The 8,083-nt window shown below is 66.9% G+C and carries 11 protein-coding genes and 2 pseudogenes; 6 read left to right on the forward strand and 7 right to left on the reverse strand.

Annotated elements, in window-relative coordinates; translation table 11 throughout:
* Positions 1-203 (forward strand): annotated as a pseudogene (locus tag QM619_RS07525) (hypothetical protein); the annotation flags it as partial.
* Between the two features lie 129 nt (positions 204-332).
* On the opposite strand, the gene QM619_RS07530 reads toward QM619_RS07525, so the two are convergent.
* Entirely contained in the window at positions 333-521 is a 189-nt protein-coding gene (locus QM619_RS07530) for an antitoxin (RefSeq protein ID WP_415106271.1), read from the reverse strand.
* A 177-nt stretch (positions 522-698) separates the two neighbouring features.
* On the opposite strand from QM619_RS07530, the gene miaA reads away from it, so the two are divergent.
* The 4 genes and pseudogenes from miaA to QM619_RS07550 all read left to right on the forward strand — a co-directional run bounded on the left by miaA (position 699) and on the right by QM619_RS07550 (position 4,531).
* Positions 699-1,613 carry a tRNA (adenosine(37)-N6)-dimethylallyltransferase MiaA gene (gene miaA / locus QM619_RS07535; RefSeq protein ID WP_415106274.1) on the forward strand — a complete coding sequence of 305 codons (915 nt, stop codon included), beginning with the start codon at positions 699-701 and terminating at the stop codon, positions 1,611-1,613.
* 70 nt (positions 1,614-1,683) lie between these two features.
* Positions 1,684-2,493: a diaminopimelate epimerase gene (gene dapF, locus QM619_RS07540; RefSeq protein ID WP_415106277.1), complete on the forward strand. Its 810-nt coding sequence runs from the start codon at positions 1,684-1,686 to the stop codon at positions 2,491-2,493.
* A 16-nt stretch (positions 2,494-2,509) separates the two neighbouring features.
* Positions 2,510-3,904, forward strand: a pseudogene (gene hflX / locus QM619_RS07545) (GTPase HflX); the annotation flags it as partial.
* Positions 3,905-4,162: 258 nt separating this feature from the next.
* On the forward strand, positions 4,163-4,531 hold the full coding sequence (locus QM619_RS07550) for a hypothetical protein (RefSeq protein WP_415106280.1): 369 nt from the start codon (positions 4,163-4,165) through the stop codon (positions 4,529-4,531).
* On the opposite strand, the gene QM619_RS07555 is transcribed toward QM619_RS07550, so the two are convergent.
* The 4 genes from QM619_RS07555 to QM619_RS07570 all read right to left on the reverse strand — a co-directional run bounded on the left by QM619_RS07555 (position 4,528) and on the right by QM619_RS07570 (position 6,505).
* Entirely contained in the window at positions 4,528-4,713 is a 186-nt protein-coding gene (locus QM619_RS07555) for a hypothetical protein (RefSeq protein ID WP_415106282.1), read from the reverse strand. The genes QM619_RS07550 and QM619_RS07555 overlap by 4 nt on opposite strands.
* A gap of 102 nt (positions 4,714-4,815) precedes the next feature.
* Positions 4,816-5,403 carry a DNA-3-methyladenine glycosylase I gene (locus QM619_RS07560; RefSeq protein WP_415106300.1) on the reverse strand — a complete coding sequence of 196 codons (588 nt, stop codon included), beginning with the start codon at positions 5,401-5,403 and terminating at the stop codon, positions 4,816-4,818.
* Between the two features lie 323 nt (positions 5,404-5,726).
* Positions 5,727-6,164, reverse strand: coding sequence for a MarR family winged helix-turn-helix transcriptional regulator (locus tag QM619_RS07565; RefSeq protein ID WP_415106285.1), 438 nt, complete (start codon positions 6,162-6,164; stop codon positions 5,727-5,729).
* A 35-nt stretch (positions 6,165-6,199) separates the two neighbouring features.
* On the reverse strand, positions 6,200-6,505 hold the full coding sequence (locus QM619_RS07570; RefSeq protein ID WP_415106288.1) for a hypothetical protein: 306 nt from the start codon (positions 6,503-6,505) through the stop codon (positions 6,200-6,202).
* 197 nt (positions 6,506-6,702) lie between these two features.
* Between QM619_RS07570 and QM619_RS07575 the strand changes: the two genes are divergently transcribed.
* Positions 6,703-7,011, forward strand: a complete 309-nt coding sequence (locus tag QM619_RS07575; protein ID WP_415106291.1) for a hypothetical protein — start codon at positions 6,703-6,705, stop codon at positions 7,009-7,011.
* 58 nt (positions 7,012-7,069) lie between these two features.
* On the opposite strand, the gene QM619_RS07580 is transcribed toward QM619_RS07575, so the two are convergent.
* Complete coding sequence (locus QM619_RS07580) at positions 7,070-7,888, reverse strand: alpha/beta hydrolase (protein WP_415106294.1); 819 nt, start codon at positions 7,886-7,888, stop codon at positions 7,070-7,072.
* A partial coding sequence (locus tag QM619_RS07585; protein WP_415106297.1) for a hypothetical protein occupies positions 7,842-8,083 on the reverse strand: 242 nt, incomplete at its 5' end. The genes QM619_RS07585 and QM619_RS07580, both read right to left, overlap by 47 nt.

Genomic DNA, 8,083 nt, shown 5'->3' on the forward strand with positions numbered 1-8,083 from the left:
CTGCGGTGAAGCCTGGGGTGGGTTCGCCGGATTGTGGGTATGTGTATACCGAGCCGTCGTTGCCGGAGGGGAAGTATCGGGTGCGGGCGGTGGCTGATTGGGATGTGAGTTGGTCGGTGGCTGGGTTCTCTGGGGTGGTGCCGGCGTATAACGAGGCGTCCGCGAGCATTCCGATCGGCGAACTCGTCGCTCTGAACCGATAGCCGACAATCTCACAGTCGCACTGCCCGCCGGAACACGAATGCCCGCCGGAAACAGGGCGGTGGGGCCGGGCGCGATGCCCGACCCCACCGGTTGTTTGCTAATTCGTCCGAAAGATCAGTCGATCAACTCTACGGCTGTCCCGGCGCGCCAGCGGCGTCCCGAACCTGATCCTTGAGGAAATCCTGAGCCTGATCGACTTGTGCCGCGTACTTGCCGTCCGTCTTCGAGTCGACGAAGTCGCCCACCTGATCGATGGCGCCTTCGATCTGATCTTCGTGGCCGGCTACGGCTCCTTTGATCTTGTCGACGAAGTCCATTCGGCCTCCTCTCTGTCGTCCGCCCGGTTCGAGTCCGGCTCCGTGCCCATTCTTACCCCGTCGGACCGGCTCTGCCAAGGGGGTCGCCAACGACGTGTCCCTCGAGCTCGGCCACGGCCGTGAGTGCGGAAGGAGAGGTCCGGTGAGTTGCCCGTCCACCTGGGGCACAATGACGAGGTGCCAACCCCGCCGCTGATCGTGTTGAACGGCCCCACGGCCAGCGGCAAGACCGCGCTGGCAGTGCAGGTCGCCCAACTGCTCGGCGCCCGCGGACGACCTGCCGAGATCGTGAATGCCGATTCGATGCTGGTCTACCGCGGCATGGACATCGGCACCGCCAAGCCGTCCCGGGCTGAGCGCGGTGGCATCGCCCACCACCTGATCGACATCTTGGATGTCGATCAGACCGCCAGCGTGGCGACCTTCCAGCCGTTGGCCAGGGACGCCATCGCCGATTGCCGCGAGCGCGGCGTGGTGCCGATTCTGGCCGGCGGGTCCGCGCTGTATGTGCACGCGATCCTGGACGACTTCGAGTTTCCCGGCACGGACGCCGTGGTCCGGGCTCGCCTGGAGGACGATCTCGATCGGTTCGGGGCGGCAGCGATGCATCGCCGGCTGGCCGAACTGTCGCCCCAGGCGGCGGTCGATATCCTGCCCGGCAACGGACGCCGCATCGTCCGGGCACTCGAGGTCATCGAGCTGACCGGGACCTGGCGAGCGACCCTGCCGGATTGGCGCTACGCCCTGGAGGAGGTCCACCAGTGGGGGATCGAACTGCCGCGTGAGGTGCTGGACGAGCGCATTGAGGCACGGGTCGAGCGAATGTGGGCCGAGGGGCTGGTCGGCGAGGTGCGCGCGCTGGTCGAGCGTGGGCTGCGCAACGGACGGACGGCGTCCCGCGCGTTGGGCTACCGGCAGGTGCTCGCCTACCTGGACCGCGAACTCACCGAGGCCGACGCCAAACAACAGACCATCACGGGCACCCGCAGGTTCGCCCGCAAACAACTCGGCTGGTTCCGCCGCGACCCCCGGGTCGAATGGCTGCCGGCGGACGGCGCCGGCACCGCCGAAGCCATCGTCGCCACGCTGTGATGCGAGGCACAGCGAGCCGCCCGATCAGGCCCGGTTTGACCACATGGGCGCATTGCGATGCAATTTCTGAATGCTCGCCTTCGCCAAGGGACACGGAACGCTCAACGACTTCGTGTGCTTCAGCGACCCCGACGGCGCCTTCGACCTGAGCGACGATCAACTCCGCTTCCTGTGCGACCGGCGAGCCGGCATCGGCGGTGACGGCACGTTGCGCGCCGTCCGGGCCCGGCATGTCGCCGGCTACGAACAGCACGGCGACGCCTGGTTCATGGACTACCGCAACGCCGACGCCTCGATCGCCGAGATGTGCGGCAACGGGCTGCGGGTCTTCCTGCAGTACCTGCTCACCGAGGGTCTGATCGACAGCCGTCCGATCGACATCATCACCCGCGCCGGCGTCCGGCATGGCGAGTTCCTGGACGGCGATCAGATCCGGATCGGGATGGGTGTTCCGGTGGTGGCCCCGAACCAGGTGCCGGTGACCGTCGATGCGCAGACCTTCCAGGGTCGCGCGGTCGATGTGGGCAACCCTCATGCCGCCGTCCTGCTGCCCGTCGGAGGCTTGGACGCCCTCGACCTGACCCGCGAGCCCGGCTACCCGTCCGAGATGTTCCCGAACCGCGCCAACGTCGAGTTCGTCGAACCGGTCGGCGACCACCACATCCGGATGCGGGTCTGGGAACGCGGCGTGGGCGAGACCTTCTCGTGCGGCACCGGCACGGTGGCCGCCGCCGTTGCCGCCGCGACCGCGGCGGGGGAGAGCACCGGCAGCTGGCGGGTCGACCCGCCCGGCGGCACCCTGCTGGTCGACCTGGCACCCGAGGGCGCCCGGCTCACCGGCCCCGCCGTCATCGTCGCTCATGGCACAGTGAACCTGTGACTGGCACAGTGAACCTGTGACGCATCCACGCTTCGACGACGCCGACGATCCGGAGACCGCCGACTTCGACGGCGACCAACTCGACCTGGCCGAGCGGCTCTCGCTGCGCCGGGTGGCCGGCATGTCCACCCAGCTGGCCGACATCACCGAGGTCGAATACCGCGATCTGCAGCTGGAACGGGTGGTGCTGGTCAGCGTCTGGACCACCGGTACTCAGCGCGACGCCGACAACGCCCTTGCCGAGCTGAAGCTGCTCGCCGAGACCGCCGGATCCGAGGTGCTCGAAGCGCTCGTCCAACGCCGCAGCCACCCCGACCCCGCCACCTTCATCGGACGCGGCAAGGTGGACGAACTGCGCGAGGTGGTGATCGCCACCGGCGCCGACACGGTGATCTGCGACGGCGAACTCGAACCCGCCCAGCTGCGCAACCTGGAGGATCGGGTCAAGGTCAAGGTGATCGACCGCACCGCGCTGATCCTGGACATCTTCGCCCAGCACGCCAAGAGCGCCGAGGGCAAGGCTCAGGTCGAGCTGGCCCAGCTGCAGTACCTGCGGCAACGGCTGCGCGGCTGGGGCGGGAACCTGTCCCGGCAGGCCGGTGGACGGGCCGCCGGCGGTGCCGGCATCGGCGGCCGCGGACCGGGCGAGACCAAGATCGAGACCGACCGGCGCCGGATCCGCACCCGCATCTCGGTGCTGCGCAAACGGCTGCGCGAGATGGACGAGGTGCGCGCCACCAAGCGCCAGGAACGACAGCGCAACGAGATCCCCTCGGTGGCCATCGTCGGCTACACCAATGCCGGTAAGTCGTCGCTGCTCAACCGCCTGACCGGCGCAGGGGTCCTGGTCGAGAACGCCCTGTTCGCCACTCTCGACCCGACCACTCGGCGCAGCGAGAGCACCGACGGCCGCGTCTACACGCTGACCGATACGGTCGGCTTCGTCCGTCATCTGCCGCACGACCTGGTCGAGGCGTTCCGCTCCACCTTGGAGGAGTCGGTGCTGGCCGATCTGCTGCTGCACGTGGTGGACGGCTCCGAGCCCGACCCCGAGGGGCAGATCAAGGCGGTGCGCACCGTGCTCGCCGAGATCGGCGCAGGCAACACCGCCGAACAGCTGGTTGTCAACAAGACCGATGCCGCGGACGCCACCACGCTCGCCGCGCTGCGCACGCAGTATCCGGACGCCGTCTTCGTCTCCGCCCGGACCGGCGACGGGATCGCCGAGCTCAAGCGGCGGGTCGAGGAGCGATTGCCGCGTCCGGCAGTCGAGGTGCGCGTGCTGGTGCCCTATGAGCGGGGCGACCTGGTGAACAAGATCCACATCAGCGGCGAGATCGTCACACTGGAGCACACCGCCGACGGCACCGCCCTCACCGCACGGGTGAACCGCGGCCTGGCCGGCGAACTGGCCCCGTTCGTCCAGTGGGATGGGCAGCCTCACCCGATCGAGGCCGATCATTCCGACGTGTCAGGCTCCGGTTTGTCGGACGACGGAACCAGATGCCTGGGTATGTACGAGGTACCTCGTTCTGCTCATGATCGTTAGGCCGATGGTGGCGAGGCCGGCGTAGAGGGCGGGTGCGACGAAAACCAGCGGAGGGCCGAGGACGCTGGCGCCGATGCCGCTGGTGGCTCCGCCGAGGGCGCTGGAACCGCCGGCGAACTCATGAATACGGCGGACGCGGTGGCCACCGCGCTGAGCAGCAGGCGCTGGGCGATGATGATTCCCAGGGCCCGCGAAGACACCCAGACGCCGCCTATCAGGACCTGGCCGGCGAGCAGCCCGACGGTGCTGGAAGAGGTCTTCGGCAACCAGCGCGATCTCGTCCTCACCCACGAGCTCTACAGGCTGGCGGCCCGCGATGCGGGCTTCCGGGACATCGCCACGGGCTCGATGTCGCGCAGCCGGGCTGTGTTGGAGCGGCACTTCGACCCGAGACCGCTCAGATGCGTTGAGGGCGGGGACGTAGTGCGCATCGCATTGGAGTTCCGAGGGTCACCGCGACGATTCTCGGCATCGGCGTCGCGGGGTTAGGCGTTGCGATACTGGTGGCCCGCCGCGCAGGACTCGCCATGGAACATTTTTAGTGGATCGGCTTGCCGCGGTTGCGCCCAGTGGCGGCAATAGGCAAGCCTGCACAACAGGATCGCCACCTGGTCCACATTGGCCAGTCGATACTGAGCATGGGTCGTTCCGCTGCCAACCTTGATGGTCACTGCGCCAGCGTGTCCGGCCAATACCCGGAAGGCGTCCTCGTCCGTGGTGTCGTCGCCGCTTGACCGGCGACAGGAAGCGCTGGGCGGAATAGTTTTGACTTCTCAGATTGGGAGGACGTCGATCGAGGAGCGCCAGCATTCTTGCAGGTGGTCGTCGACCATTCCGGCGGACTGCATGAGCGCGTACATCGTGGTTGGGCCGACGAACCGGAAGCCGCGTTTGCGGAGCGTCTTGCTCATCGCCTCCGACTCGGGAGTGGTTGCGGGCACGTCGGCGAACGTCCGGGGCCGGGGACGTGGATCGGGTGCGAATGACCACAGCAACGCGTCGATGTCGCCCGCTGCCATCTCGGTGACGAGGCGGGCGTTCGAGATGGTGGCCTCGATCTTCGCGCGGTTGCGGACGATCCCGGCGTCCGCCATCAGCCGAGCGATGTCGTCGTCGCCGAACGCCGCGACGGTCTCGGGCTCGAAGCCGGCGAACACCTCGCGGAACCTGGGACGTTTGCGCAAGATCGTGATCCACGACAGCCCTGCCTGGAAGCCTTCGAGGCTCAGCTTCTCGAACAGCTCACGGTCGCCGTGGAGCGGGACGCCCCATTCGTCATCGTGGTAGCGGCGGTACTCGGCATCGTCGCCGACCCAGCCGCAACGCGCGATCGCGTCAGGTCCGATCCGGAGGTCATCGATCACGCGCTCACGATACACAGGGTGCCTTTTTTGCAGCTGCCGGGGAGGCTTCGCGGCAGGAGTCGAGCCATCGCCAGCCGCCGCGCGGCGAAACGTGCGTTATGACGACGCCACCAACCCGAATTCGGCTGTCCCGCGCCGAAACGAGCGTTGTGGAAGCCTCGCCGGACCCGCATAACGTTCGTTTCCCCGGGAGGGACTCACCGCCGGCCACCGCCCTGATTTGATAACGCTCGTTTCTCGGCGCACCCGCCGGATGACGCCCGTGTCGATGCGCGAGTGGGGCTACCGCCGTTCGGCCTGTTCGGTCAATGCGGATCGGGTTACGGAGCCTTCGCCTTTTGCCAGAGCAGGCGGAGGTGGCTGCGGAGCGCATCACGCTCATCTGGAGTAAGCGGCGCGAGCAGTTCGTCTTCGATTCTGCTCGTCGCGGCGGCGAGTTCGGCAGCAGCTTCCGTTCCGGCCGGAGTGAGGGAGATGACGCGGCGGCGGCGATCTGCGGGATCATCGCCGCGCTGGATGAGGCCTCGTCGCTCTAGGGGAGCCACTACCGGCCCCATGTTCCGCGGGTCGATCAGCACGATGTCGGCGAGCGCAGTGGCTCCGAGCGGGCCGGCCGTGTGGAGGGTCAGCAGGATCCTGTGGTGGTGCGGAGTGAGGTCGCGTTCGGCCAGCACGCCGACCCATGATCGTGTGGCGAGCACCCCGAGTTGGGACAGCAGGAACCCGACCGAGGACTCGAACGACGCTTCCGCAGGCATGTCCTCATCCTACTTGAGAATAGTCATCAATCATGTTAATCATGCCTAATGACTATTTTGATCACCGGGGCGACGAGCGGCTGCACCAGGCCGCCTCGCTGATCGACCAGGCCCATGACCGGCTCAACGACGCGATGACCCACTCCGGCCGCATCATCTGGGCACCAGGAACACAGATGGTCGAGCGGTGGATCGGGGTCGTGTTCCTCCAAGGCGACGAGGCCGATCGGGTGCTCGACCTGATCGACGCCAAGGGCGTCGAGGCCGGGATCGAGCATCTGTCCGGCTGGGACTACGGCACCGAGACCACCGACGCCGCAATGGTCAACGGCGACGTGCATGACACCGCCCCCTTCTATGCCGGGGACAGGCAGGCCGAGACCGGCGACTACACGATGACCTACAACCCGCAGGTTGGGCCTCGCGACATCCGTGATGCCATACACCTTCGGACGGGGCGCGCCAGGACTCGAGGATCGCCTGCGGGTAGCCGCAGACCAGTGGTTCGACAAGGATGTGTGCCAGCCTCCCGGGGTCGGTGCCTCTCGACGGCGGCTGGGGACTCGCGATCGAATCCGCTGGGCTGCGGGTCGTCGAGGTACGCACCATCCTCGACGAACAGCCCCCGCCTGCCGCCGACCAAACCCGGCTGATCGCCGGCGCCCTGCTGCGCCGCTACCTCGGCGAGGACTTCGACGATCTGGTCTCGGACGACGACCGTGCCACCGTTCGCTGGCTTCTTGATCCGAACAACCCCGCTGGGCATCGGGCACCGCGCCGACCTGCACCTGCTCAGCGCGCAGTCCCGATGGCGATGCGTCACGGCATACGAAAGCACCTTGCCTAGCTGATACCCATGAACATGCAGACGGTGGTGGCGCGCGGGTCTGATGCTCCTATGGATGTCAAGCGGCGGCGAGATGTTGAGTGAGGAACAAGGCGGCCCGATCAAGCGCCTGCTCCGCCTCGTCGAGCTGGCCGATGAACGACTGGAAAACATGCGGCACTCCGGCGGTGACATCAAGGATCACATCCACCTCCGCTTCGCGTGCCCGCTGAGCAAGACGAACCGAGTCATCCAGGAGCAGCTCGTTCGTGCCGACCTGCAACAGGATCGGTGGGAACCCAGTCAGGTTGCCCAAGACGGCCGGAGCGGTTAGCTCCTGATGCGGATCCTGGCCGCCCAGGTACATGTCGCCGGTATAGGCCATACCCTCGCGGGTGAAGAACGGATCGATGCCCTCTTTCGTCTCTATCGTCGCGCCAGCGCGAGTGTGGTCAAGACCGGGCGAGAACGCCACGATCGCTCCCGGCACCGGCAAACCAGCGTCACGAGCCGCGATCGTCGTGGTCACGGTCAGGCCACCACCTGCAGAATCACCCGCGAACGCGATCGATTCCGGGGCAAGGCCTTCGTCCAGGAGTGTCCGGTAGGCGGCCACACAGTCATCGATCCCCGCAGGAAACGGATGCTCAGGCGCCAGTCGGTAGTCCAAGGAAACGGCGCTGAATCCCGTCCTAACGACCAGGCTCGCGGTCAAACCCATCGCAGTTTGCGGGGAGCCCAGCGCGAACGAACCACCGTGGAAGTACAGGATCTTCGCCGGCTTGGCCTCGCCTTCCGGCTCGACTCGCACTGCCGGACGGCCAGCAAGTTCGATGCTGCTCGTGCGCACATCAGGGATCGGGAACATCGCCATCATTGCGGCGAAGCCCTCTCGCATCTCCTCGACCGGCCTCGGACTGAACCCGCTGGGGCCCCTGGCGAAGCATCGCATCGACCTTCTGACGCTGTGGGGTGCCTGATTTCTTCCGGACTTGGGATCCAATAGGATTGACCCAGGAAAGGATCATGATTATGTCGAGTAAGCGGGGCAGGTTCAGCCCGGAGTTCAAGAAGCAGTTGGTCGAGGCGTTTC

It is taken from the genome of Micropruina sp., assembly GCF_047606665.1.
Lineage (GTDB): Bacteria > Actinomycetota > Actinomycetes > Propionibacteriales > Propionibacteriaceae > Micropruina.